This window comes from Marinobacter sp. M-5 (assembly GCF_032911545.1).
Classification (GTDB): Bacteria; Pseudomonadota; Gammaproteobacteria; order Pseudomonadales; family Oleiphilaceae; genus Marinobacter; species Marinobacter goseongensis.
Genome location: NZ_JAWJEK010000001.1, coordinates 1,540,966 through 1,567,060 on the forward strand (window position 1 = coordinate 1,540,966; position 26,095 = coordinate 1,567,060).

Genomic DNA, 26,095 nt, shown 5'->3' on the forward strand with positions numbered 1-26,095 from the left:
ATGAGAACCCGAATCAAAATCTGTGGAATCACCCGCCGGGATGACGTGCAGGCGGCTGCACAAGCTGGCGCCGATTCCCTGGGCTTTGTGTTTTATGAGCCGAGCCCCCGCAACGTCAGCCCGGCGACGGCAGCGGCTTTGGTGGCGGCCACTCCGGCGTTTGTCGGCACCACCGGCCTTTTTGTGAACCCGTCGCGGGCGTTGGTCGAGCAGGTGCTGGCGACGGTCCCGCTGGACTTGCTCCAGTTTCACGGTGACGAGACGGCCGAATTCTGCGCCAGTTTTGATCGGCGCTGGATCAAGGCGGTGAGGGTTCGGCAGCAGGCGGATATCGAGGCCGCTTTCGAGCAGTTCAGGGGTGCCGGCGGGTTGCTCGTGGATGCGTGGGATCCCGAGCGATACGGCGGTACCGGAAAACGTTTTAACTGGTCACTGATACCCGATAACAGACCAATGCCCCTGATATTGGCCGGTGGCCTGGCTTCTGATAACGTTGCCAGCGCCGTCGAGCAGGTGAGGCCCTGGGCAGTAGATGTCAGTGGTGGTGTAGAAAGCAGCAAGGGCGTGAAAGACCGCGCAAAAATTTCCGACTTTATAAACGAGGTTCACCGTGTCGATGAAACTGACTGAAGAAATGCTGAGCGCACTTCCGGATGCACGGGGCCACTTTGGTGCCTACGGCGGCCGGTTTGTATCGGAAACCCTGATGGATTCGCTGATGACGCTGGAAAAGGAATACCTGCGCCTGAAAAAGGATCCGGATTTCCAGAAAGCCTTCGATGAAGATCTGGCCCATTATGTTGGTCGTCCCAGCCCGCTGTATTTCGCGGAGCGGCTTACCCGCGAAACCGGCGGGGCGCAGATCTGGCTCAAGCGGGAAGATCTCAACCACACCGGCGCTCACAAGGTGAACAACACCATCGGGCAGGCGCTGTTGGCGAGCTTTCTTGGCAAGAAACGGGTGATTGCGGAAACCGGGGCTGGCCAGCACGGAGTGGCAACCGCCACCGTATGTGCCCGTCTCGGTCTGGAGTGTCATGTGTTCATGGGCGCGGAGGACGTCAAGCGTCAGTCCCTGAACGTCTATCGCATGAAGCTTCTGGGTGCCCAGGTGCACGCGGTCCAGAGTGGCACTAAAACCCTCAAGGACGCGATGAACGATGCCATGCGGGACTGGGTCTCGAACGTGGATGAGACCTTCTATATCATCGGCACGGTGGCCGGGCCTCATCCCTATCCGTTGCTGGTCCGTGACTTCCAATCGGTAATTGGGCGCGAGACCCGGGCTCAGGCAATGGCGCAGGCAGGCAAGCTGCCAGACGCCCTGGTCGCTTGTGTTGGCGGTGGCTCGAACGCGATCGGAATGTTCTATCCGTTCCTCACCGATGAATCTGTGCAGATGTACGGTGTTGAGGCTGGCGGGCTGGGTATCGATTCCGGCCAACATGCGGCTCCGTTGTGTGCCGGTCGCCCGGGCGTGCTCCATGGCAACCGCACCTACCTGATGGAAGACGAGAATGGCCAGATTGCCAGCACCCATTCGGTGAGCGCGGGCCTGGATTACCCGGGGGTTGGCCCGGAGCACAGCTGGCTGAAAGACATCGGGCGGGCGCACTATGTGTCGGTCACCGATGATGAGGCTCTGGACGGGTTCCGTAAGCTTACCCGCGTCGAGGGCATCATGCCGGCGCTGGAAACCGCCCATGCGGTGGCCTACGCGATGAAGCTGGCGCCGACCATGGATAAGGACCAGATGATCGTCATCAATATTTCTGGCCGCGGTGACAAGGACATTCACACCATCGCGCAGCTCGATGGCATTGAAGCCTGATGATTGGCAATCAGGAAGCATAATAAACAGGAGCAGGCATGAGTCGAATTGAAGGCGTTCTGAAAACCCTGAAAGGGCAGGGCCGGAAGGCCCTGATTCCCTACATCACTGCAGGTGATCCTCACCCGGATCTGACCGTTGAGCTGATGCACACTCTGGTGGACGCCGGTGCCGATATCATCGAGTTGGGCGTGCCGTTCTCCGATCCCATGGCGGATGGACCCATTATTCAGCAGGCGTGTGAGCGGGCGCTTGTCCACGGCACGTCGCTGCGTCAGGTGATTGCCATGATCAAGCAGTTCAGAACCAGCAACGACACCACGCCAGTGGTGCTGATGGGGTACCTGAACCCGATGGAGGCCATGGGCTACGAGACCTTTGCTGACGCGGCCGCAGACGCCGGAGTGGACGGCATTCTTACGGTGGATCTGCCCCCTGAGGAAGCAGACGAAGTGGCGCCATTGTTCACCGCGCGCGACCTCGATGCGATTTTTTTGCTGGCGCCGACCACAACGGATGAACGAATTCGCTCAATTAGCGAGCACTCTTCCGGCTATGTGTACTATGTTTCATTTAAAGGCATTACGGGAGCTGGCAAGATAAACGTGGATGAAGTTGCTGCCAAAGTTGCACATATTCATGAGATCACGGCACTTCCGGTAGGTGTAGGTTTCGGTATTCGAGACGCCGAAACCGCAGCGGCCATTGGCCGGGTATCCGATGGTGTAATTGTTGGCAGCGTGCTGGTCGATACAATAGCCCGAAATCAGGCAGATTCTGATCAGCTCAAGCGGGCGCTGACAGATTTGCTCCACCCAATGCGTGAAGCACTGGACGGTCTGGCCTCCTGAGACTCAGGATGGCCCGGCGGGCAGGCATCAAAGGATAGGATGAGATCATGAGTAACTGGCTGGACAAAATCATGCCGAGCAAGATTCGTTCGGAATCCAAACAGCGTACTGGTGTACCTGAAGGCTTGTGGAAGAAATGCCCCAAGTGCGGCGCGTTTCTGTACAAACCCGAGCTTGAAAAAAATCTTGATGTCTGCCCAAAGTGCAATCACCACCTGCGGGTGGATGCCCGCCGTCGCCTGGCTATTTTCCTTGACGAGGAAGGTCGACAGGAAATCGCCGCGGACCTTGAGCCCTGGGATCGATTGAAGTTCAAAGACAGCAAGCGTTACAAGGACCGCCTGTCACAGGCCCAGAAGGCCACCGGTGAAAAAGACGCATTGGTCGTTATGAGGGGGACAACCCTGGGTTTGCCTTTGGTGGCTTGTGCCTTCGAGTTTAATTTCCTTGGCGGGTCGATGGGCCAGGTGGTCGGTGAGAAATTCGTGCAGGCCGCCAATGTGTGTCTGGAGGAGCGAATCCCGCTGGTGTGCTTCGCTGCAAGCGGGGGCGCCCGGATGCAGGAAGCGATTCTGTCGCTGATGCAGATGTCCAAGACGGCGGCGGTGCTTGAGCGCATGAAGCAGGAGGGTATCCCGTATATTTCAGTAATGACGGATCCCGTCTTTGGTGGGGTCTCTGCTAGCCTGGCCATGCTGGGTGACCTGAATATTGCTGAACCCAATGCCCTCATCGGCTTCGCCGGCCCCAGAGTTATTGAACAGACCGTCCGCGAGAAACTTCCGGAAGGTTTCCAGCGCAGTGAATTCTTGCTGGAACACGGTGCCATCGACATGATCCTGCATCGCCACCAGATGCGTGAGCGCATTGCTCATGTGCTGGCCAAGTTCACCGGGCAAGACAAGCCGGCCACGGAAGCACCGATCGAATTTGAAGTGACGGAAAGACCGGAAAGCGATGTCCCACAAAGCTGAAGGTTCTGACCGGCACCCGCAAGCGCCGGGTGCCGGAGCCACACTGGATCAGTGGCTGTCCTACCTTGAATCCATCCATCCTTCCGAAATAGACATGGGCCTCGAGCGGGTGCTGATGGTGTTACGCCGTCTGTTTCCTCGCAAACCGCCAGCGCGGGTTGTCACCGTGGGTGGTACCAACGGCAAGGGAAGCACCGTAGCCTGCCTTGAAGCAATGTTGCTGGATGCGGGCCGCACGGTGGGGGCCTACACATCACCACACCTCCAGCATTACAGCGAACGGGTGCGCATCAACGGCACCGATGTCAGCGACGCTGAGCTGATTGACGCTTTTTGCGACGTGGAAGTCGCCCGCAAAAATGTAACTCTGACCTATTTTGAATTCGGCACCCTGGCCGCTTTTCTGATTCTGGCAAAAGCGGGCGTACAGGACTGGATTCTGGAAGTGGGGTTGGGTGGTCGTCTGGATGCGGTCAACGTGCTTGACGCTGATCTGGCTGTCATCACGTCCGTCGACATTGATCATGTTGCGTTTCTCGGTGACAACCGGGAAGTGATCGGGTTTGAGAAAGCCGGGATTCTCAGGCCGGGTATCGCCGCAGTGTACGCCGATATTGATCCGCCACGCTCGGTGCTCCAGCAGGTCGCGGCGCAGAAGGTGCGCCTGCAACGGCTCGGAGAAAATTATCGACTGGTGCCTGAGGAGCATGGCCATCGTCTGGAGTTCAGTGACGGCGCAGCATTACAAATCGCCGACAGTGTGCCGCTGCCTCTGCACAGTGTTGCCGCAGCCGCCGTAGCTTTCCATGAGCTTGAGCCCGGGGTCGGCCCGGACACCATTGCCCAGTCCATCGCCAGGGTTCGGGTACCGGGGCGTTTCGAACGTCTGGGGCAGGCGCCTGCACTGTATGTGGATGTTGGGCACAACCCCCATGCGGCACGCTGGCTGGCTGATCGCGTTGGGTTGGCCCAACCGGAAATTGGCCGCGTCAGGGCGGTGTACGCGGCCCTCGCTGACAAGGATGTTGAGGGCGTCGTCGCGGCTATGTCAGGTGTTGTCGACGAATGGTATCTGGGTGGGCTCAGCTGCCACCGGGGCTTGGGCAGTGACGCACTGGTACAGCGGATACGTGAGGTACCGGTGCCCCTGAAGTCGAGGGAGTTTGGTACCGTTAGCCTGGCGCTGAGCGCCGCCCTGGAGGATGCCGGGGCTCAAGACCTGGTGATAGTGTTCGGGTCGTTCTTCACCGTGGCTGAAGCGCGGCAATGTCTGGGTGTCGCCGGAAGAGGCCGACAGCCTTAAAGTTTGGTCATGCCCCCGACGAAGCTTTGAGTTCTCCGGAGCGGGCGGTTAGTATCTGCCTTGCTTGCCACTTTCCATGGCCACATGCGAACAGAACAGGGGAAATCAGAACGTGGACGGACTGAAGCAGAGAATCATCGGTGCGCTGGTGCTGGTGTCACTCGCAGTGATTTTTGTGCCCATGCTGTTTGATGAGCCTCATTCGGAACGCACCTCGAGCTCCATCAAGATCCCTGAAGAGCCGCCATTCCCGGAAGTGGATGCACCGGACCCGGTCATGTCCGATGCGCCCGCGTACCGTCTGGAGGAGCCCGCTGATACCGAAGCGAGCACCCAGCCGGTCCGCCCGGAGCCGGTTGAGCCGGAAAATACGGCCTCTGATCGCAGGGCTGCGGAGCCCGTACAACCTGAACCCTTGGATCAGGCTGTGGCCAACTCGCCGGATTCCGGGGCCCCCGCGGAAGATCTGCTGGACACTCAGGCGGATGAAGCCAGTGGGTCTGCCGCCGAACCGGCGGAATTCACCGGATCACTGGACGGCGCTTGGGTCGTGCAGCTGGGCAGTTTTGGCAGCGGCGACAATGCCCTCAACTTGCGTAACAAGGTTCGCGAAGTCGGCTACAGCTCGCATCTTCAGAAAATTCAGCGTGGCGATGCCACCCTGACGCGGGTATTCAGCGGGCCTTTCGCCGAAAAGGCCGAGGCTGAGCGCGCCAAGAAAGCCCTGGACCGGGAGTTCGGTCTCAATAGCCTGGTGACCACTGGCGGCAAATAGTTCGACATCCAATCCGATTGGTACAAACCGGCAGTTTGGTGCGGGTGCGTTTCCTGTTAGAATTCGCGCTTCAATTTCGCCACCGGGTTTTTCATGGAAGCGCTGATCTGGATTGACTGGGTCATCATCGCCCTTATCACCGTATCCACTCTTATCAGCCTCAAGCGGGGGTTCGTCAGGGAAGCCCTGTCTCTGGTCACCTGGATTGGTGCGTTTATTATCGCGCGCACCTTTCACCCCCAGATGCAGGCTTTGCTGGAAAACACCGTAGAAACGCCCATGGTGCGCCTGATCGCGGCGTTTGCCATTCTGTTCTTTGGCACCCTGATTGTGGGCGCCATCATCAATAATATGATCGGGCATCTTGTCCGGGCTACCGGCCTTTCTGCCACGGACCGTGTGCTGGGCATGGGTTTCGGTCTGCTACGCGGGGTGGTGGTCGTGATCGTAGGCATCGCCTTTACCCGTTACACGCCGCTTGCCCAGGATACCTGGTGGCAGAGTTCGGTGATGATCAACCGGCTGGCCGTCGTCGAAGACTGGTCCAGACGCACGCTCGGGGACGAGTTCGCCCGGTTTCTGGGACCGGCGGCAGACAACGCTGCCGGGTCGTCGGATCCCCAGCAGGAAGAAGGCATGGAACCCGATTCCGTGTCCCGCTAACATTCAGTTTTAACGCTTCGGAGATAACCGTATCCATGTGTGGCATTGTCGGCGTAGTCAGTACTTCCAACGTGAATCAGTCGCTTTACGATGCGCTGACCGTTTTACAGCACCGGGGCCAGGATGCGGCGGGCATTGTTACCTTTCAGGATGACCGTTTCTATCTGCGCAAGGACAACGGCCTGGTGCGGGATGTTTTTCGTACCCGTCACATGCGTCGTCTGGTGGGCAATGTGGGCATCGGTCACGTGCGTTATCCGACTGCAGGCAGTTCCAGTTCGGCAGAGGCACAGCCGTTCTACGTCAACAGTCCCTACGGCATCACCCTGGCGCACAACGGCAACCTGACCAATGCCGATGATCTGAGCAAGGACCTGTTCCGCACTGATCTGCGCCACATCAACACCAATTCCGATTCCGAAGTGTTGTTGAACGTGTTCGCCCACGAACTGCAGAAACTGGGCAAACTGGATCCCACCAAGGACGACATTTTCTCAGCGGTGCGTGCTGTACACCAGCGCTGCCGCGGTGCCTATGCGGTCATCGCCATGATCACCGGCTACGGCATTGTCGGGTTCCGTGATCCTAACGGCATTCGCCCCGCCTGCTACGGCGTCCGTGAAACCGACGAAGGCAAAGAGTACATGATTGCCTCTGAGAGTGTGGCCCTGAGTGCCGCCGGGTTTACCCTGGTGCGTGATATAGCGCCGGGTGAGGCGGTGTACATCGAAACCGACGGCACGCTCTACACCGAGCAATGTTCCGAGGAACCGCACCTGTACCCGTGTATCTTTGAGCACGTGTATTTTGCCCGTCCGGACTCCATCATAGACAAAGTGTCTGTTTACAAGGCACGGTTGCGAATGGGCGAGACCCTGGCTGACAAAGTACTGAGGGAGTGGTCAGACCACGACATTGACGTGGTCATGCCGATTCCGGACACCAGCCGGACGTCGGCGATGCAGATGGCCCACTTGTTGGGGGTGAAATTCCGTGAGGGGTTCATCAAGAACCGCTACATCGGCCGCACCTTCATTATGCCGGGTCAGAAAATGCGGAAGAAATCCGTTCGCCAGAAGCTCAACCCTATTGATCTGGAGTTCCGTGGCAAGAATGTGATGCTCGTAGACGACTCGATCGTGCGTGGCACCACCTGTCAGGAGATTGTGCAGATGGCCCGTGACGCGGGCGCCCGCAAGGTCTATTTCGCCTCTGCCGCGCCCCCGGTTCGCTTCCCGAACGTCTACGGCATCGATATGCCGTCAGCCAGTGAGTTGATTGCTCATGATCGCACGGTGGAGGAAATCCGTGACCTGATCGGCGCGGACTGGCTGCTGTACCAGGACCTGAACGATCTGGTGACCTGCGTCAGCGATGTCAATCCGGACATCGAGGGCTGGGAGTGTTCCGTGTTCACCGGAAACTACATCACCGGCGATGTGGACGAGGCCTATCTTACCCGCCTCGAAGCCATGCGGAACGATGAAAACCGGTTTGAAGGCGGTAACGTGGACTCCGCAGACAACGGCATCATTGACCTTTATAACGATGAAGATTAACCGGCAGACCGCCAGTTTCAGGAGCGTATCATGACCTTTTGCCGCGACGAGCATGTCTGGATTCCGGAGTCGGACCTCGAGGGCATGTCGGTGGACACCCTGGCGGTGCGTGCCGGTCAGATCCGGACCGGTCAGCTTGAGCACAGTGACGCGATTTTTCCGACGTCAAGTTTCGTCTACGGCAGTGCCGCCCAGGCCGCGGCCCGCTTTGGCGGTGAAGAGCCGGGCAACATCTATTCGCGGTTTACAAATCCTACTGTGCAGGCGTTCGAAGCCCGTATTGCGGCTATGGAGGGAGGGGAAAAGGCCGTGGCCACCTCTTCGGGCATGGCCGCTATCCTCAGTACCTGCATGGCCCTGTTGAAGTCCGGTGACCATGTGGTGTGTTCCCGGGGCGTGTTCGGCACCACCAACGTGCTGTTTCAGAGGTACATGGCCAAGTTTGGTGTAGAAACCAGCTTTGTCAGTCTGACTGATCAGGCGCAGTGGGAGCGTGAGATCCGCCCGGAAACCCGGATGCTGTTCATCGAAACACCCTCGAATCCGCTGTGTGAAGTGGCCGACATGGCCGCGCTGGCTGCACTGGCCCATGCCAACGATGCCCTCTTTGTGGTGGATAACTGCTTCTGCACCCCGGTATTGCAGCGCCCGCTTGAACATGGAGCAGACATCATCATTCATTCGGCAACCAAGTATCTGGATGGCCAGGGCCGCTGTGTGGGCGGCGTTGTTGTGGGGCCAGCGAATCTGATGGATGAAGTCTATGGGTTTTTGCGCTCGGCAGGCCCGACCATGAGCCCCTTCAATGCCTGGGTGTTTCTCAAGGGGTTGGAAACCTTACCAATCCGTATGCGAGCCCATTGCGACAATGCGTTAGAGTTGGCGCAGTGGCTGGAGGCGCAGCCTGCTGTGGCGGAAGTGTTCTATGCGGGACTCGAGAGTCATCCTCAGCATGCGTTGGCGCGGGAGCAACAATCGGGCTTTGGCGGCGTTCTCTCGTTCAGGGTCAAAGGGGGCCGGGAAGAGGCGTGGGCATTCATTGACGCCACCCGAATGATTTCAATCACCGCGAACCTGGGCGACGTGAAGACCACCATCACCCATCCGGCGACCACAACCCACGGCCGATTGTCGCCGGAAGACAAGGCTCAGGCCGGTATCACCGAAAACCTGGTCAGGATATCGGTCGGTATTGAAGCCGTCGAAGACCTGAAAATCGATCTTCAGCGCGGTTTCAGCGCTCTGGAAAAATAACCGTCACGGAAACGTCTGGGCATTCATGGCAGAGTCGGCAAAAGCACAAAAGGCACCCCAACTGACCGAAAAGCAGCAGCGATTCCGTCGCCTCGCGGCTCAGGGCACCCGCGAGGGCGCCGTGATTGCGCTGATTGCCCTGTGTATTTACCTGGCAATGGCTCTGGTCACCTTCAGCCCGTCTGATCCGGGGTGGGCGAGCATTGGCCACGATACCAGCGTGCAGAATCACGCGGGCCGCACCGGCGCCTGGATTGCGAGCCTGTTGATGGATTTCTTCGGCCATGTGGCCTTCCTGTTTCCGGTGATGATTGCCGGTTACGCGCTGATGCTCATCCGCCGCCGCAATGACGCCATTGATCTGCATTGGCCGCTGCTGGCCATGCGTTTTGGCGGGTTTCTTCTTATTCTCCTGTCTGCCACCAGTCTTCTGTCGCTGTACTCGGTGTTCGGCCTCGGGGTGTCGTCCGGCGGTGTGCTTGGATCGGCCGTGTCCGAAGCCATGGTGCGTTTTTTCAATCTGCCCGCTACCACGCTGCTACTGATTGCTATTTTCCTGTTCGCGCTGACGGTCACCACCGGGCTCTCATGGTTTTGGCTGATGGACCAGCTTGGCCTGGTTACCCTTCGGTTCGGTGCCTGGCTGAAGCGCGTGTTCAGTGCCCAGGGCAGGGCCAAAAAGCCGGCAAAGCCTGAGGTGGCCGCCAAAGGAACACCGCCGGAGCCGCCGGTGGTCAAGGATCGCGTGGAAGTACCCAAAGTGCGTGCTGCTGCGGGTCTGCGCTGGTGGCAGAAAATACCCGGCCTGGGCCCGAAAAAGCCGAAAAGTAAACCGGCCAAGGAAGCCGCACCGTCTCAGCAACGGCGGGAACCTGCCATCGACGGCCTTGCCGAGACCCAGGATGTCGAGCCTGCGCGCCTGGAGAGCTTCAGTTCCCGTGACGACCATGCCGATGCCGCTGATAAGGCGTCAATGAATGGCGTGGCGAAGACGGCGCCGGTAACGGGTGGCGCGGTATCCAGGGCACTGAAGATTTCGCCGTTCAAGCGAGACGAACAGGCCAAAGCCGACTCGAAAGGGAAGGGTAGCCAGCCGTCTCTGCTGGAAGATGTCGAGAGCCCGATTCCGCCTATTTCGTTGCTGGACCCGCCCGAAGAGCATAAGGAAAAAGGCTACTCCGAGGAGGCCCTCGAGCACATGTCCCGCTTGCTTGAGGAAAAACTGGCGGACTTTGGTGTGTCGGTCGAAGTGGTCGAGGTCAACCCCGGCCCGGTGATCACCCGTTTCGAAATCAAGCCGGCCCCGGGCGTCAAGGTCAGCAAGATCTCGAATCTGGCGAAGGATCTGGCCCGCTCACTCGCGGTGCTGAGTGTCCGCGTTGTGGAGGTGATTCCAGGCAAATCCGTCGTGGGTATCGAGATTCCCAATGAAGAGCGCGAAATCGTTCGGCTCAGTGAAGTGTTGAGCGCGCGGGTTTTCGAGGATTCGTCATCACCGTTGACCCTCGCCCTGGGGAACGACATTGGCGGTAACCCGATGGTGGCCAATCTTGCCAAGATGCCTCACCTGCTGGTGGCGGGCACTACCGGTTCCGGTAAGTCCGTGGGTGTCAACGCGATGCTGCTCAGCATGCTGCTGAAGGCCACGCCGGAAGAAGTTCGCTTCATCATGGTGGACCCGAAGATGCTGGAGCTGAGCATCTATGACGGCATTCCCCACCTGCTGGCACCGGTGGTAACGGATATGAAAGAAGCCGCTAACGCCCTGCGTTGGTGCGTTGCGGAGATGGAGCGCCGCTATCGGTTGATGGCCAATCTGGGTGTGAGAAACATTGCCGGCTACAACCGCAAGATCCGGGATGCTGCTGCAGCGGGCGAGCCCATTCTCGACCCGCTTTGGAAACCTGACGAATACCTGGCCAATGACGAGCAGGAGCGCCCGGAACTGGATACCCTGCCGTTCATCGTGGTGGTGATCGACGAATTCGCCGACATGATGATGATTGTCGGTAAGAAGGTGGAGGAGCTTATCGCCCGTATCGCGCAGAAAGCGCGGGCAGCGGGTATCCATCTGATTCTGGCGACTCAGCGACCCTCGGTGGACGTTATTACCGGTCTGATCAAGGCCAACATCCCCACGCGGATGTCGTTTCAGGTGTCTTCCAAGATTGACTCCCGCACCGTGCTTGATCAGGGTGGGGCGGAACAGCTACTGGGGCATGGCGACATGCTGTATTTGCCCCCGGGCTCCGGCCTCCCTGTGCGGGTGCACGGCGCCTTTGTGGATGACGACGAAGTTCACCGGGTTGTCAGCGCCTGGAAAGCCAGAGGCGAGCCAGTGTACATCGACGACGTGCTGAACGGTGCCGAGGGCGAAAGTCTGCCCGGCGTACCAAGCCTGTCGGAAGGCGGCGACAATGAGGGAGACGCGCTTTACGATGAGGCCGTCGCTTTCGTGACGGAAGGTCGTCGGGTTTCCATTTCCTCTGTTCAGCGAAAATTCAAGATCGGGTACAACCGGGCGGCAAACCTGGTTGATGCCATGGAAGCATCAGGCGTGGTCAGCGCTGCGGGGCACAACGGCGCCCGGGAAGTGCTGGCACCGCCGCCACCGAGAGATTAGGAGTTGTTATGACGATGAAACACATTGCCCGTGCTTTCTGGATGCCGTTGCTGCTGGTGGCCATGCTGTCACCCGTTGCTGCTCAGGCTGACAGTGAGAAAGATGCAGCCGAACTGGCCAGGACGCTGGAAAGCTATGAGTCCTATCAGGCCGACTTTATCCAGATTGTGGTGAATGAAAATGGCAACCGCGTGCAGGAATCCCGCGGGGCACTCAAGGCCAAGCGCCCAGGTCTGTTTTACTGGGAGACAAACCAGCCCCACTCACAGTTTATCGTCAGCAACGGCACCACCGTAGAGGTGTATGATCCGGATCTTGAACAGGTCACGGTCCACAACCTGGATAAGCAGGTCCAAACCACCCCCGCGCTGTTGCTCAGCGGCGAAGTGGGCAATCTGAATGACACCTACAAGGTCTCTGCCAGCGTCAAGGGCGAGCATACCCGGGAGTTTACCCTGGAGCCCCGCGATGCAGATTCGCTGTTTGTGTCGCTGCGGCTAACCTTTTACAAGGGAGAATTGCAGGAAATGCGCATGCAGGACTCCCTCTCTCAGATCAGTGTGCTGAGCTTCGACGATATTCAGCTCAACAGTGCCATTGCCGACAAGGTGTTCACCCTCGACTATCCGGACGAGGTGGATGTGATCCGGGACGGAGCCTGATGCAGGACAGCCTCTTCCAGGAAAAGGAGGGTTTTCGCCCTCTGGCGGCGCGTATGCGACCGCGAACCCTGGAGGATTACGTCGGGCAGGCTCACCTGGTGGGTGCGGGAAGACCGCTCCGCAGGGCGGTCGAGCAGGGGCAACTGCATTCGATGATTCTTTGGGGGCCGCCCGGTGTCGGCAAAACCACCTTTGCGCAGCTGCTGGCCAACCTCAGCGATCTGAGTTTTGAAACCGTTTCCGCTGTGCTCAGTGGCGTCAAAGACATTCGTGAGATCGTTGAGCGGGCAAAGAACCGCAAAACCATGGAAGGTCGGGACACGCTGTTGTTTGTCGATGAGGTCCATCGCTTCAACAAAGGTCAGCAAGACGCCTTTCTGCCCCACATTGAAGACGGAACCTTCATATTTGTCGGCGCAACCACCGAAAACCCTTCCTTTGAGCTGAACAGCGCGTTGTTGTCGCGAACCCGTGTCTATGTGCTCAAGAACCTTGAAGCGCAGGATGTGATGCGTTTGCTGCGCCGGGCGCTCGAGGCGCCGGAGGGCCTGAACGCGGCGGTGGACGTTGACGACGCGGTGTTGACGATGATGGCATCGGCCTCGGGCGGTGACGCCCGCAAGGCCCTGAACATTCTTGAGGTGGCAACGGATCTGGCCGAAGACGATGGTCAGGGCCGACTCCGGATCACCAACGGGCACCTTGAGCAGGTGTTGCAAACCAGCCTGCGACGTTTTGACAAAGGCGGAGATGTCTTTTACGACCAGATTTCCGCCCTGCATAAATCCGTTCGTGGTTCGGACCCAGATGGATCGCTGTACTGGCTGTGCCGAATGCTCGACGGTGGTTGCGACCCGCTGTATGTCGCCCGTCGCCTGGTGAGAATTGCCAGTGAGGATATTGGCAACGCCGACCCCCGGGCACTGCAGTTATCAATGGACGCCTGGGCCGCCCAGGAGCGGCTGGGCTCCCCGGAAGGGGAACTGGCCCTGGCACAGGCGGTGACCTATCTGGCGCTCGCGCCGAAAAGCAACGGCGTCTACAACGCATTCAATCAATGTATGGCGGATATCCGCAGCGATCCCGACTACGAGGTGCCCGTGCACCTTCGTAACGCACCGACCAAGCTGATGAAAAGTCTTGGTCACGGTGACGAGTACCGCTACGCCCACGATGAACCGGACGCCTTTGCCGCCGGGGAATCCTATCTGCCTGAGGCCGTTCACCGGCGTCGTTACTATGAGCCGGTTAATCGAGGGCTGGAAATCAAGCTGGCCGAAAAGCGCCAGCGTCTGGATGTTCTGAACGCGCAAAGCCCCCGAAAACGCTATTCCTGAGCCGGCCCGCACGGTAGCCAGCAGCGTCAGCGCAGGTATAATGGCCAGTTACTCCACACACATCGTTAACCGGAAGATTCAGGATAATCATGCTCGATCCCAAACGTGTCCGTACCCAGACTGAAGAGATCGCCCGTCGGCTGGCCATCAAGAATTATGTTCTTGATACTGCCACCTTCGAACAGCTTGAGGAGCGTCGACGTGCCCTCCAGGTTCGTACGGAAACACTGCAAAGCGAGCAGAACAAGCGGTCCAAATCGATTGGTAAGGCCAAGGCGGCGGGTGAAGACATTCAGCCGCTGCGGGACGAAGTCGAGAGCCTGAAAGCACAGAAATCCGAGGCGGAAGAGGAACTGCGCACTCTGCAGGAAGAACTCAACGGATTCCTCGCAGGAATTCCGAACGTGCCTGATGAGGATGTTCCGGCCGGCGAAAGTGAGGATGACAACGTTGAGGTGCGCACCTGGGGCACGCCGAAGACCTTTGACTTCGAGGCAAAGGACCATGTGGCGCTGGGTGACGAACTGAACGGTCTGGACTTCGAGACCGCCACACGCCTGGCGCACTCCCGCTTTGCGGTGATGCGTGGACCGGTTGCCCGCCTGCACCGGGCGCTTGCGCAATTCATGCTGGATCTGCACACGGCAGAACATGGCTACACGGAGGCTTACGTGCCCTACCTGGTCAATGCCGACGCCCTGTACGGTACCGGGCAATTGCCCAAGTTTGAGGAAGATCTGTTCAAGACCGGCGGTGATCATCCGCTGTACCTGATTCCCACTGCCGAGGTGCCGGCCACCAATCTGGTGTCGGACTCCATTCTCGATGCGAAAGAGCTGCCGCTGCGGCTGGTTTGCCACACTCCGTGCTTCCGTAGCGAGGCCGGATCCTATGGCCGGGACACCCGCGGTATGATTCGCCAGCACCAGTTTGACAAGGTGGAGCTGGTTCAGGTCGTGCGCCCAGAGGATTCTGAGGCGGCGCTCGAAGCACTTACCGGGCATGCCGAGAAGGTGCTCCAACTGCTTGGCCTGCCTTACCGCGTGGTCGCACTGTGTGGTGGCGACATGGGCTTCTCGGCGGCCAAGACCTACGATCTTGAAGTCTGGCTACCGGGCCAGAGCAAGTTCCGTGAGATTTCTTCCTGCTCCAATACCCGTGATTTCCAGGCACGGCGCATGCATGCGCGTTGGCGTAATCCGGAAACCGGCAAACCCGAGCCCGTTCACACCTTGAATGGGTCAGGCCTTGCTGTTGGCCGTGCGCTGATTGCGGTCATGGAAAACTACCAGCAGGCCGACGGCAGCATTCTGGTTCCGGACGTATTGAAGCCGTACATGGGAGGTTTGGAAAAGATTCAATGAGCGAGCGAAATCTTGCACCAGGGAAGGGCGTGAGGGCATGGCCTGCACCGGTTCGGTACAGGGCCAACCCGGTCACCGATAACCCCAACAGTTCCAGCGGTGAGGTGGCCCTGGTAGGGGCCGGTCCCGGCGACCCCGAGTTGTTGACTCTCAAGGCCTGGCGGCTGATCCAGTCTGCCGAGGTCGTGCTGTATGATCGGCTGGTGTCACCGGAGATCATGGCCTTGATTCCGGAGACTGCCGAACTGATTCATGTTGGCAAGCAGCGCTCCAATCACACACTGCCTCAGGACCAGATCAATGCCCGTCTGGTGGAACTGGCGCAACAGGGGCGGAGAGTGGTGCGGCTGAAAGGCGGCGACCCGTTCATTTTTGGCCGCGGGGGTGAGGAAATTGAAACACTTGCCGAGGCCGGCGTTCGCTTCCAGGTGGTGCCGGGTATAACGGCGGCGTCCGGTTGTGCCGCCTATGCCGGTATCCCTTTGACTCATCGAGATCACGCCCAGTCGGTGCGGTTTGTGACCGGACACTTGAAAGACGATACCTGCAATCTGCCCTGGAAGGATTTCGTTCAGAACAACCAGACCCTGGTGTTCTACATGGGCCTGGTGGGTTTACCGATCATCTGCCGCGAGTTGAGCGCCCATGGCATGGATTCCGGGATGCCGGTTGCTCTGGTCTCCAAAGGCACGACGCCGGATCAGGAGGTGATCACCGGTGATCTGTCGAATATTGTCCAGCGCGTGAGCGAGCGCCAGGTGCATCCACCAACGCTGGTGATTATCGGCCATGTGGTGAGTCTGCGAGAACGACTCGACTGGGTCGGCGCAGTTACGCCGCCGGCATAAAAAAGGGGAGCAGCAGCTCCCCTTTTTTGTGGCCAGCATCACGCCCGACGTTTAGGCAACACGTCTTTCAGTTTGTCCCGCATGTCCCGAATGGCTTTTTCTGTGGTCGGCCAGTCGATGCAGGCATCCGTTACGGAGACACCGTATTTCAGGTCTTGGAGGTTCTCCGGAATGGACTGGTTGCCCCAGTTGATGTTGCTCTCAACCATCAGGCCCTGAATGGACTGGTTACCTTCAAGAATCTGATGGGAGATATCCTGCATGACCAACGGCTGAATCGCCGGGTCTTTGCTGGAGTTGGCGTGGCTGCAATCCACCATGATGGATTTGCGCAGTCCGGCTTTATCGAGCGCCTGCTCACACAACGCCACACTGACGGAATCATAATTCGGCTTGCCACCACCGCCCCGCAGAACCACGTGGCCATAGTTATTGCCCTTGGTACGGATGACCGCAACCTGGCCTTTCTGATCAATGCCCAGGAAGCTGTGGGGATGAGAAACTGATTTCATGGCGTTGACTGCGACATCCAGACTGCCGTCGGTACCGTTCTTGAAGCCGATGGCCATGGACAGGCCGCTGCTCATCTCACGATGCGTCTGGGATTCGGTGGTACGGGCGCCGATGGCAGACCAGGAGATGGTGTCTTGCAGGTACTGTGGCGAAATGGGGTCCAGTGCCTCAGTGGCTGTCGGCAAGCCCAGCTCTGCAATGTCGAGAAGAAGCCTGCGGCCAATGTGCAGCCCCTGTTCGATGTCGAATGTGTCATTCAGGTGGGGGTCGTTGATCAAACCTTTCCAGCCGACGGTCGTCCGCGGCTTCTCAAAATAGACCCGCATAACAATCAACAGCGTATCGCTGACTTCGTCGGCCAGTTTCTTCAGACGGGCGGCATAATCCTGGGCAGCCTCAACGTCATGGATAGAGCAGGGGCCGACCACCACAAACAGGCGATGATCCTTACCGTCCATGATGTCATAAATCGCCTGTCGGCCATTCTTGACCGATTCCGCCGCAGCGCCGGAAAGCGGCATTTCCTGCTTCAACGCTTCGGGGGTAATCAGTGGTTCCTGACTCGCCACATTAAGGTTCTCAAGTTTGGTGCCCGACATGCTCTTGTTTTCCCTGGTTCTGATCCAAGCAGCGGCCCTCGCAGGTTTCTGATACGCTGCAAACCGTGCTCATTTTAACGAATGCGCCGGCGTTGGTATGAAGCAATGGCCGGCGAGTTCGTTATACTGCGTTATTTGATAGACCATTTCAACGCTTCTAACGTGCGGGAACCGGATGTCTGAACAGCGGCAGAAAAAGCCTGCAATGCAGCCTCGTGAGGAGGTTATGGAGAAGCTCGGCGACGTGCTCTCGGGCATCCGTGTGCCTGACCTGCCGTACTCGGCAGGCAAGCTGGCAGCGGATACCGTCAGTGACTGGAAACCGCTGCTGTTTTCCTGCTGGACCGAGCAACGGGATGAGCGGGTGATTCAGCTGGTCCGGTCCGTGTCACTGACCTGGTCGGTCAGGCAGATCAATTCGGCGTATGTCGCCGATCGGATTATGGACGTCTTTCTCAAAACCAGCGGGTTGCACCCGGAGCTGGCCCGGCGCGTTGCGCGCCTCAGATTCTTCCTCGCCTGGCGGATGAACGAGACCGGGGCCGCAGCTTTCACCGACGAACTGCTCGACTGGCTCGACGGTCTCCAGGAATTCCGCGGGTGGAGCGATTCCGGCGGCCGGTCGGCGCGGGTTCTCCTGGAGCAATTGGACTCGCTGGTGATTGCAGTGTCCGCCTGCTTTGAAAACGGGGTCAGTGAACCCTTTGATGCCTTCTGCCGGGAGTGGCAGGCGGATTCCGGTAAAAGGGATCAACTGGTGTCCAGGCTTCGTCAGCGCTTGCTAGAGACAGAGCAGGGGGCTGCCAGGCAGCGCTGGGCGGATCAAACAGCGCGGGCCCTGGTTGGTCGGGCGATGACCGGACGACAGTTACCTCCCGCCATTACCCAGTTCATTTTTGAGCTGTGGATGCCGCTGCTGAAACAGGTGGTGTGGGCGGGCGATCTCGACGCTGAGGATGGGCGCCATAGCAGTAAACTGCTGGAGTGGCTGGTCTGGGTAGGTGACCCATCGCTGTCTGACAAGGACCGTAACCGCCTTTACCATGTGGGTGAGCAGATCGGCGACAGGCTGGTTGACGTGTGGCGGCGCGTTCAGGGGGAGGATCTCGCCGCTGACGTCCTGGAAGGCATCGAGGCGGTGCTCGTGGCCAGAATGCGCGGAGAAACCCCAGAACTGGTCGACGCGTTGCCGGGCCGGGACAGGTTTGAGTGGGATACCTCGTGGCTACAGGCCGCCCGGCCCGCCACGGAGGTGGTAAACGAGTCGGTCGGCCAATGGTTCGTTGAGGGTGAAGGGACGGATGAACAGCGCCGCTATTTTTTCGCCCTGCTGGAGGAAACCGCCGAGATTCTGTGGACCAATGGCTCTGGGGTGAAACTGGGGCTCCAGCCGTGGTCGGAGTTTGTTAAGACGCGGGAATGCGGAATCCTGCGGCCGCTGCCTGCGCTGACACCGTTCGGCCGGGTACTGGCGGAGACGATTGGTTCGCTTGCCGTGGTACAGGAACGCCAGAAGGCTTTGCGTCAGAAGGCGGCTGAAGAGGCCCGGGCGCGGGCCGATACCCTGCGCCGGGAAAAGGAAGCAGCTGAGGCGAAACGCAGGGCTGAAGAGTCGCAACGGATAGCTGAGCTCGAGAAGCGGCAGCAGGAAGAGCGCGAACAGCGCGAGGCGGATGAACACGCCGAGCAGGTTCGCCTTGAACAGGAACAACGGCAGGCCGCACACAAACTGGTTGATGGCATTAAGCTTGGGGGTTGGATCGTGCTGGCCGAAAACGACGCGGTGGGCGACCCTGTGCGGTTGAAGCTTGCGGTCAGGATCAACGCGTCGAATAAGTTGGTGTTTGTTGATCGCCTGGGTTTGAACCGCCGTGAGTTCCTGGTGGATGGGTTGGTGCAGGAGGTGCTTGCGGGCAGGGTTCGGGTGCTTGGCAGTTCCGCCGAATTCGACGATGCGCTCAGCCGGGTGGTGGGCCGTATCAGGGTGGGTCGCAATTAATGGCAGCGGAGCAGCGGCATGAGTGATGTCGATTACACCTTTGGCAATCCGAATGGTCCCAAACGTGGTGATGACGGGACGGGTGACCAGCGGGAGGACTACCGGCTTTCCGCAATCGCCGTTGCCGTACTTGAGTTGGAATCCGGCTTTCCGGAAGAGAGCGGGCAGGTGCGGGGATCCGCGCGCACGCTGAGTTGTCGGATCCGCGACCTGTCCGCGAAAGGGCTGTGCCTGGTGGCACCGGAAGCGGTGACGGTGGGGGCACTACTACCCGCCAGAGTGGCACTCGGGCAGAATCCGGAATCGTTCGAGCTGACGGTGGAAGTGGTGTGGTGCCGAACGGAGTCGGAAGGGCTGTCACTGGTTGGCGTGGAAATCCAGGACTCTGACGATACCTCCTACGTGGACTGGGTCGAGGCAGTGGCGAGGGTGATGACCGAGGATTGATCGCGGGGCGACCAGGCTGCTGGTTGCAGTCCGGACACCCCAACCATCAGATCAGTCTTCCAGTTCACCCATTCCGGTGATATTGAAGCCCGCGTCCACATACATGATCTCGCCGGTGATGCCACTGGCCATATCGGAGCTCAAAAAGGCTGCTGCGTTGCCCACCTCTGCGGTGGTGACGTTGCGGCGCAGAGGGGCGCGTTTGGCATTTTCTGCCAGCATACGACGGAAGCTCTTGATGCCGGACGCAGCCAGGGTCTTGATCGGACCGGCGGAAATGCCATTCACCCGGATTCCTTCCCGGCCGAGGCTGGCGGCCATGTAACGGACGTTGGCTTCCAGAGACGCCTTGGCCAGCCCCATCACGTTGTAATTCTGGAGTACTTTCTCCGCGCCCAGGTAGCTCAGCGTCAGCAACGAGCTGTTTTCATGCATCATGCCGCGCGCGCCCTTGGCCAGTGCGACAAAGCTGAAGGAACTGATGTCGTGGGCGATCCGGAAGCCGTCACGGGTGGTGACGTCAACAAAATTACCATCCAGCTCATGGGCCGGGGCATAGCCGACCGCGTGGATGATGATGTCAATGTTGTCCCAGTGCTTGCCCAGCTCCTTGAACACGTTGTCGATTTGCTCGTCGCTGGCGACGTCACAGGGAAATGTGAGTGTGCTGCCCCAACTGTCCGCGAATTTTTCAACCCGGGACTGAAGCTTCTCGTTCTGGTAGGTGAAGGCCAGCTCGGCGCCTTCGCGGGCAAAAGCTTCGGCGATGCCATAGGCAATGGAGTGTTTGCTGGCCACGCCAACGATCAGCGCTTTTTTGCCACTGAGAATTCCCATACATGTTCTCCCTGTGTTCTTGATTTCCGTGCATTATCCCCGAACTGTTCTGACGGAGGTAACACTCAATTGGTCGTAGGCTTCTGGTAGAACAGGGCTGCACTCAGTAACTCTCTGGTGTAGGCCTGTTGCGGTGCACGGAAGAGTTCCGCTGCATCACCGTACTCGACAACCTTGCCCTGTTGCAGCACCAACAGCTTGTGGCTGAGCGCGCGCACCACCGACAGGTCGTGACTGATGAAGATATAGCTTAACTGATAACGGGCCTGGATATCCCGCAGCAGCGTGATGACCTGTTTCTGAACGGTGCGATCAAGCGCCGAGGTGGGCTCGTCCAGGATAATCACCTCCGGCTGCAACACCAGCGCCCGAGCTATGGCAATGCGCTGACGCTGCCCCCCGGAGAACTCGTGGGGGTATCGGTGTCGGGCTTCCGGGTCCAGCCCGACATCAGTCAGGGCCTTGATGACCTTGCCTTCGTGGGCTTCGGGGCTGTCCGGGGAGTGAATTTCGAGGCCTTCGCGGACAATTTCAGCCACCGACATACGTGGACTGAGGCTGCCAAACGGATCCTGGAAGACGATCTGAATCCGGCTCCGATAGGGCCTGAAGCGTTTCTGGTCCAGATTACCGATATCCTCGCCGTCGAGGCGGATAACGCCGGTGGCCGCGGTCAGTTTCAGCAGGGCGTGTCCGATGGTGGTTTTGCCGCTTCCGCTCTCACCAACGATCCCCAGGGTTTCACCTCGAGCCAGCGTAAAACTGACGTCCTGAACCGCATGGTAAAATTTAGAGGAGCGGCCGAACAGGCTCTTGCTGGTGATGAAACGAACGTTCAGTTTGTCAATTTCCATCAGCGGGGCGCCGGACTGCACTTGCATGACCGGTGCGGCGGGAGGTTCAGCATCCAGCAAGCGACGGGTGTAGGGATGCCGGGGAGCGCTGAACAGCTCGGCAGTCGGCCCCTCTTCAACCAGTTTGCCCCGTTCCATCACCGCCACACTGTCGGCATATCGGTGCACAATGGACAGGTCATGGGTGATCAGAAGAATGGCCATCCCCATTTTTCCCTGAAGCTCACGCAACAGTTCCAGCACCTGTCGCTGAACGGTGACATCCAGTGCGGTAGTGGGCTCGTCGGCGATCAGCAGGTCGGGCTCGTTGGCCAGGGCCATGGCAATCATTACGCGCTGCTTCTGCCCACCGGACAACTGATGGGGGTAGCTTCCCAGGCGGGTCGCGGGCTCGGGAATCCCTACCAGCTCCAGCAATTCTATGCAGCGCTGACGCGCCTGTGGGCCGCGCATGCCCTTGTGAAGCGACAGCGTTTCAGTGATCTGCTTTTCCACGGTGTGCAGCGGATTCAGGGAGGTCATGGGCTCCTGGAAGATCATGCTGATGTGATGGCCCCGAATCTGGCGCAGGCGCCTTTCAGTGGCTTTCAGCATGTCTTCGCCATTGAACAGGATCTGTCCGCTCGGGTAGCTGGCGTGGCGTTCATCCAGCAGCCTGAGGATCGAGAGCGCAGACACCGACTTGCCAGAGCCGCTCTCACCGACCAGCGCCAGAGTTTCGCCCTGGCGGACGTTGATGGACAGCTGGTCCACCACCACCTCACTGTGGTCAAAGCTGATGGACAGATTGGAGATTTCCAGCAGATTGGCCATATCAGTTCTTTCTCGGATCGAAGGCGTCTCGGACGGCTTCACCGACGAACACCAGCAGGGTCAGCATGACCGACAACGACACAAAGGCCGAAATGCCAAGCCACGGCGCGTGGAGATTGGCTTTGCCCTGGGCGATAAGCTCCCCCAGTGACGGCGAGCCCGAGGGCAACCCGAAGCCCAAAAAATCCAGGGACGTGAGTCCGGTGATGGCCCCGGTCAGAATGAATGGAAGAAAGGTCAGGGTGGCCACCATGGCGTTGGGCAGAATGTGGCGGAACATGATTTTGCGGTTGCCCAGCCCCAGCGCCCGGGCGGCACGGACGTACTCGAAATTCCGCGCCCGGAGAAATTCGGCGCGAACCACATCCACCAGTCCCATCCAGCTGAACAGCAGCATGATCCCCAGCAACCACCAGAAATTCGGCTGCACAATACTGGATAGAATGATCAGCAGGTAAAGCACGGGAAGCCCGGACCACACCTCAATAAAGCGCTGGCCCAGCAGATCCACCTTGCCGCCGTAATACCCCTGAATGGCTCCGACGATCACGCCGACAATACAACTGGCGATGGTCAGGGTCAGACCGAACAACACGGAAATGCGGAAGCCATAGATGACCCGGGCGGCCACATCACGCCCTTGATCATCAGTGCCGAGCCAGTTCTCCAGGGTAGGGGGCGCCGGTGAGGGTACCTCAAGGTGGTAATTGATGGTGTCATAGCTGAAGCGAATCGGGGGCCAGAGCATCCAGCCATTGGCTTTGATTTCATCAGCGATAAACGAATCCCGGTAGTCTGCCTCGGACGGAAGGAAACCGCCGAAAGTCTCTTCCGGAATGGATTCAGCCACTGGAAAGTAGAGTTCTCCCTTGTAGGACACTACGAGGGGGGAATCGTTAGCAATCAGCTCGGCAACCAGCGACAGTCCGAACAACACCAGAAAAATCCAGAGTGACCAGAAGCCACGGCGATTTTTGCGGAAATTGTGCAGCCGGCGTTGCTGGATGGGGGTCAGTGCTTTCATGTATCAGGCACCCTCCCGGCTTTCAAAATCGATTCGCGGATCCACCAGAACGTAGGTGATGTCGCTGATCAGCTTCAGAACCAGTCCCATCAGGGTAAAAATGTACAACGTGCCAAAGATGACCGGGTAATCACGGTTCAATGCCGCTTCGAAACCGAGCAGCCCGAGGCCGTCCAGTGAGAAGATCACTTCGATAAGGAGAGATCCGGTAAAGAACAGAGCCACCAGAACGCCCGGCAGACTGGCGATGACGATCAGCATGGCATTGCGGAAGACATGGCCGTAGAGCACCTGTTTTTCCTCCAGGCCTTTTGCTCTTGCGGTTACCACATACTGCTTGCTGATCTCATCCAGGAACGAGTTCTTGGTCAGCAGGGTGAGGGTGGCAAAACCGCCAATCACATTAGCGGTGACCGGTAATGCCAGGTGCCAGAAATAATCGCCGATCTTCTGGTACCAGTTGAGCTCGTCAAAGTTTGACGAGGTCAGGCCTCGCAGAGGAAACCAGTCGAAATAACTGCCACCGGCGAACAGCACGATCAGCAGAATCGCGAATAGGAACCCGGGAATGGCGTAGCCCACAACGATGGCCGAGCTGCTCCAGACATCGAATCGGGAACCATCGGACACCGCCTTACGGATACCGAGCGGGATCGAGATCAGATAGATGATCAGGGTTGACCACAAACCCAGGGAGATGGAGACGGGCATCTTGTCGACAATCAGCTCGAGAACGGTGCGCTCTCGAAAGAACGATTCCCCGAAATTGAAGGTGGCATAGTCCCCTAGCATTTTGAAGAAGCGCTCATGGGCCGGCTTGTCAAAACCATACATGATCTCGATTTCCCGGAGCATTTCGTCCGGTATGCCGCGGGACCCGCGGGAATCTCCACCCGAGGCAACCTCGCCGCCGCTGCCACCCCCGCTGGCGCGGGAAAGGGCCCCACCACCGTGGCCTTCCATTTCGGCAATCAGCTGCTCAACCGGACCGCCAGGCGCAGCCTGCACAATCACGAAGTTCAACAACATGATGCCGATCAGGGTCGGTATGATCAGCGCCAGCCTTCGGAGTATGTAAATGCCCATCTAATGGATTCCCTTCGCCGCTACGGTGGTGTGCAGAACCATGGGGTCAGAGCTGTATCCACCAGTTATCGATATCAATACCGTTCTTGGGCGTGTTACCCGGCTTTTTGAGGTAGGCCCAGTAGGCAATCCGGTCACGGGGAAGGTACCACTGGGGAATCACGTAATGCCCGTGAAGAAGAACCCGATCAAGGGCTCGCACCCGATAGATCAGCTCCTCGCGGTCAGGGGCCCGGATCACTTTGCCAACCAGCTCATCGACCACCGGATCATTTACGCCCATGTAGTTTCGTGAGCCCGGTACGTCCAGATTGGAGGAGTGCCAGTACTCCCGCTGCTCGTTTCCTGGGGAATCCGACTGAGGCAGCACCTGCGTGATCACGTCGTAGTCGTACTGACGAACCCGTTGAATATACTGGTTGGTGTCCACCAGACGAATGGAAACGTCGATGCCCAGGCGGGCCAGATTGTTCTTCAGGGGCAACACTACCCGTTCAAAATTCTTCTGGTGAAGCAGGATCTCGAACGCGAGCGGTTTGCTGGTTTCAGTGTGGGTCATTTTGCCATTCTGGATGTCATACCCGGCATCCTTGAGCAAGCCCATGGCTTTCCGGAGGTTGTCCCGCAGCCCGCCTTTGCCGTCGATGACGGGCGGTTGATAGACCTGTTCGAATACCGCGGCGGGCAACTGGTCCCGGTACGGCTCAAGAATTTCAAGCTCGCGGCCTTCCGGCAATCCGCTGGAGGCCAGCTCGCTGTTCTCGAAGAAACTTTTGGTGCGGGTGTACTGGTCGTAGAACAGGTTTTTGTTCGCCCACTCGAAATCGAAGGCGTGGGACAGGGCCTCCCTGACGCGGGCATCCGAGAACATAGTTTTGCGGGTGTTGAGGGCGAACGCCTGCATGCCTGCAGGGCGGTGATGCTCGATGGCTTCGGTGACGATGGTGCCGTTGTCAAAACGGTCACCGGTGTAGGCGGTGGCCCAGTTCTTCGCTGAGGGCTCTACCCGGAAATCGAAGCTGCCGGCTTTGAAGGCTTCCAGAGCAACGGTGTCGTCAGAGTAGTAATCAAACCGTATTTCATCGAAGTTGAAACGCCCTTTGCGGGTTGCCAGATCTTTCGCCCAGTAATCATCTGCGCGCTTGAAGGTGATCGACCGACCAGCGTCGAAATCGCCAATCTGATAGGGGCCACTTCCGACCGGGCGGGTCAGGCCGGCACGTCCGAACTCACGCCCCTCCCAATAGTGGGCGGGGAGAATCGGCATCTGCCCGAGGATCAAGGGCAATTCGCGATTGGTGGTGTCGCTGAAATCAAAGCGAACCGTATGATCGTCTACAACGGTTACTTTGCTCACATCTGCGTAGTAGTTGCGATAAAAGGGGTGACCCTCGGTGGTCAGAATCTCGAACGAAAACTTTACGTCGGCTGCGGTGATGGGCTCATCATCGTGGAACCGCGCCTGCTCGTTCAGATGAAACGTCACGTAGCTGCGGTTATCCGGGGTTTCAATGGATTCTGCGATCAGTCCGTAAGCGCTGAACGGCTCATCGTCCGAGGATTCCAGCAGCGTGTCGTAAAGGTAGCTACTGACGCCTGACGCAGGCACGCCCCGAATGACAAACGGATTGAAGGAGTCGTACCCGTTGGCAACAACCGCCATTCTGAGGGTGCCGGCTTTGGGGGCTTCGGGGTTGACGTAATCGAAGTGGCTGAACCCCTTCGGGTACGTGGGTTCCCCGTGCATGGCGATCCCGTGTTGCGGCTCGACCGCGGTGTCGGCGCTGTGAGCCGGGGTCACGGTGGCGGCCATGAACACCGCCAGGGAACAAAACGACGTAAGGTATGAGGCTTTCCGTGTTTTTGTCATAGATCTCGC

General features: G+C 58.8%; 20 protein-coding genes and 3 pseudogenes. 17 read left to right on the forward strand and 6 right to left on the reverse strand.

The features are described 5' to 3' along the window. From R0125_RS07030 to cobA, 15 genes and pseudogenes are all read left to right on the forward strand, one after another. Positions 1-630 (forward strand): phosphoribosylanthranilate isomerase, encoded by a 630-nt coding sequence (locus R0125_RS07030; protein ID WP_248181119.1) that lies wholly within the window; start codon positions 1-3, stop codon positions 628-630. Then, positions 617-1,831 (forward strand): tryptophan synthase subunit beta, encoded by a 1,215-nt coding sequence (gene trpB / locus R0125_RS07035; RefSeq protein ID WP_248181120.1) that lies wholly within the window; start codon positions 617-619, stop codon positions 1,829-1,831. Before R0125_RS07030 ends, trpB begins: the two co-directional genes overlap by 14 nt. 38 nt (positions 1,832-1,869) lie before the next feature. Next, positions 1,870-2,682 carry a tryptophan synthase subunit alpha gene (gene trpA / locus R0125_RS07040; RefSeq protein ID WP_248181121.1) on the forward strand — a complete coding sequence of 271 codons (813 nt, stop codon included), beginning with the start codon at positions 1,870-1,872 and terminating at the stop codon, positions 2,680-2,682. Positions 2,683-2,729: 47 nt separating this feature from the next. Beyond that, positions 2,730-3,656 (forward strand): acetyl-CoA carboxylase, carboxyltransferase subunit beta, encoded by a 927-nt coding sequence (gene accD / locus R0125_RS07045; RefSeq protein WP_248181122.1) that lies wholly within the window; start codon positions 2,730-2,732, stop codon positions 3,654-3,656. Continuing rightward, positions 3,640-4,959 (forward strand): bifunctional tetrahydrofolate synthase/dihydrofolate synthase, encoded by a 1,320-nt coding sequence (folC, locus tag R0125_RS07050; RefSeq protein ID WP_317237663.1) that lies wholly within the window; start codon positions 3,640-3,642, stop codon positions 4,957-4,959. Before accD ends, folC begins: the two co-directional genes overlap by 17 nt. 112 nt (positions 4,960-5,071) lie before the next feature. Then, the gene (locus R0125_RS07055; protein ID WP_317237664.1) at positions 5,072-5,734 is read left to right on the forward strand and encodes an SPOR domain-containing protein; all 663 of its coding nucleotides are present in this window, start codon (positions 5,072-5,074) and stop codon (positions 5,732-5,734) included. Between the two features lie 93 nt (positions 5,735-5,827). Further along, positions 5,828-6,397 carry a CvpA family protein gene (locus R0125_RS07060; protein ID WP_317237665.1) on the forward strand — a complete coding sequence of 190 codons (570 nt, stop codon included), beginning with the start codon at positions 5,828-5,830 and terminating at the stop codon, positions 6,395-6,397. Positions 6,398-6,432: 35 nt separating this feature from the next. Further along, positions 6,433-7,956, forward strand: coding sequence for an amidophosphoribosyltransferase (purF, locus tag R0125_RS07065; RefSeq protein WP_248181126.1), 1,524 nt, complete (start codon positions 6,433-6,435; stop codon positions 7,954-7,956). A 30-nt stretch (positions 7,957-7,986) separates the two neighbouring features. After that, positions 7,987-9,210 carry an O-succinylhomoserine sulfhydrylase gene (locus R0125_RS07070; protein ID WP_317237667.1) on the forward strand — a complete coding sequence of 408 codons (1,224 nt, stop codon included), beginning with the start codon at positions 7,987-7,989 and terminating at the stop codon, positions 9,208-9,210. A 25-nt stretch (positions 9,211-9,235) separates the two neighbouring features. Continuing rightward, positions 9,236-9,958: pseudogene (locus R0125_RS16605) on the forward strand (DNA translocase FtsK 4TM domain-containing protein); the annotation flags it as partial. Between the two features lie 297 nt (positions 9,959-10,255). Next, positions 10,256-11,833 (forward strand): annotated as a pseudogene (locus tag R0125_RS16610) (DNA translocase FtsK); the annotation flags it as partial. A 41-nt stretch (positions 11,834-11,874) separates the two neighbouring features. After that, positions 11,875-12,495, forward strand: a complete 621-nt coding sequence (gene lolA, locus R0125_RS07080) for an outer membrane lipoprotein chaperone LolA (protein ID WP_317237970.1) — start codon at positions 11,875-11,877, stop codon at positions 12,493-12,495. Further along, entirely contained in the window at positions 12,495-13,832 is a 1,338-nt protein-coding gene (locus tag R0125_RS07085; RefSeq protein ID WP_248181129.1) for a replication-associated recombination protein A, read from the forward strand. Before lolA ends, R0125_RS07085 begins: the two co-directional genes overlap by 1 nt. A gap of 89 nt (positions 13,833-13,921) precedes the next feature. Beyond that, positions 13,922-15,196 (forward strand): serine--tRNA ligase, encoded by a 1,275-nt coding sequence (gene serS / locus R0125_RS07090; protein ID WP_248181130.1) that lies wholly within the window; start codon positions 13,922-13,924, stop codon positions 15,194-15,196. Beyond that, positions 15,193-16,044, forward strand: a pseudogene (gene cobA, locus R0125_RS07095) (uroporphyrinogen-III C-methyltransferase); the annotation flags it as partial. The gene serS and the pseudogene cobA, both read left to right, overlap by 4 nt. Before the next feature lie 38 nt (positions 16,045-16,082). Here cobA and R0125_RS07100 read toward each other — a convergent pair. Then, positions 16,083-17,156, reverse strand: coding sequence for a 3-deoxy-7-phosphoheptulonate synthase (locus R0125_RS07100; protein WP_248181131.1), 1,074 nt, complete (start codon positions 17,154-17,156; stop codon positions 16,083-16,085). A 175-nt stretch (positions 17,157-17,331) separates the two neighbouring features. Here R0125_RS07100 and R0125_RS07105 point away from each other — a divergent pair, with 175 nt between their 5' ends. Together R0125_RS07105 and R0125_RS07110 are read left to right on the forward strand one after the other, a co-directional pair. After that, entirely contained in the window at positions 17,332-19,155 is a 1,824-nt protein-coding gene (locus R0125_RS07105) for a DUF1631 family protein (RefSeq protein WP_317237669.1), read from the forward strand. Between the two features lie 18 nt (positions 19,156-19,173). After that, on the forward strand, positions 19,174-19,602 hold the full coding sequence (locus R0125_RS07110) for a PilZ domain-containing protein (protein ID WP_248181133.1): 429 nt from the start codon (positions 19,174-19,176) through the stop codon (positions 19,600-19,602). Between the two features lie 51 nt (positions 19,603-19,653). On the opposite strand, the gene R0125_RS07115 is transcribed toward R0125_RS07110, so the two are convergent. The 5 genes from R0125_RS07115 to R0125_RS07135 form a co-directional block, all read right to left on the reverse strand. Further along, positions 19,654-20,439, reverse strand: coding sequence for an enoyl-ACP reductase (locus R0125_RS07115; protein WP_248181134.1), 786 nt, complete (start codon positions 20,437-20,439; stop codon positions 19,654-19,656). A gap of 65 nt (positions 20,440-20,504) precedes the next feature. Continuing rightward, the gene (locus R0125_RS07120; RefSeq protein WP_317237670.1) at positions 20,505-22,106 is read right to left on the reverse strand and encodes an ABC transporter ATP-binding protein; all 1,602 of its coding nucleotides are present in this window, start codon (positions 22,104-22,106) and stop codon (positions 20,505-20,507) included. 1 nt (position 22,107) lies between these two features. Continuing rightward, on the reverse strand, positions 22,108-23,130 hold the full coding sequence (locus R0125_RS07125) for an ABC transporter permease (RefSeq protein ID WP_317237671.1): 1,023 nt from the start codon (positions 23,128-23,130) through the stop codon (positions 22,108-22,110). Positions 23,131-23,133: 3 nt separating this feature from the next. Next, entirely contained in the window at positions 23,134-24,216 is a 1,083-nt protein-coding gene (locus R0125_RS07130; protein ID WP_317237672.1) for a microcin C ABC transporter permease YejB, read from the reverse strand. A gap of 46 nt (positions 24,217-24,262) precedes the next feature. After that, on the reverse strand, positions 24,263-26,086 hold the full coding sequence (locus R0125_RS07135) for an extracellular solute-binding protein (RefSeq protein WP_317237673.1): 1,824 nt from the start codon (positions 26,084-26,086) through the stop codon (positions 24,263-24,265). Positions 26,087-26,095 lie beyond the last annotated feature (9 nt).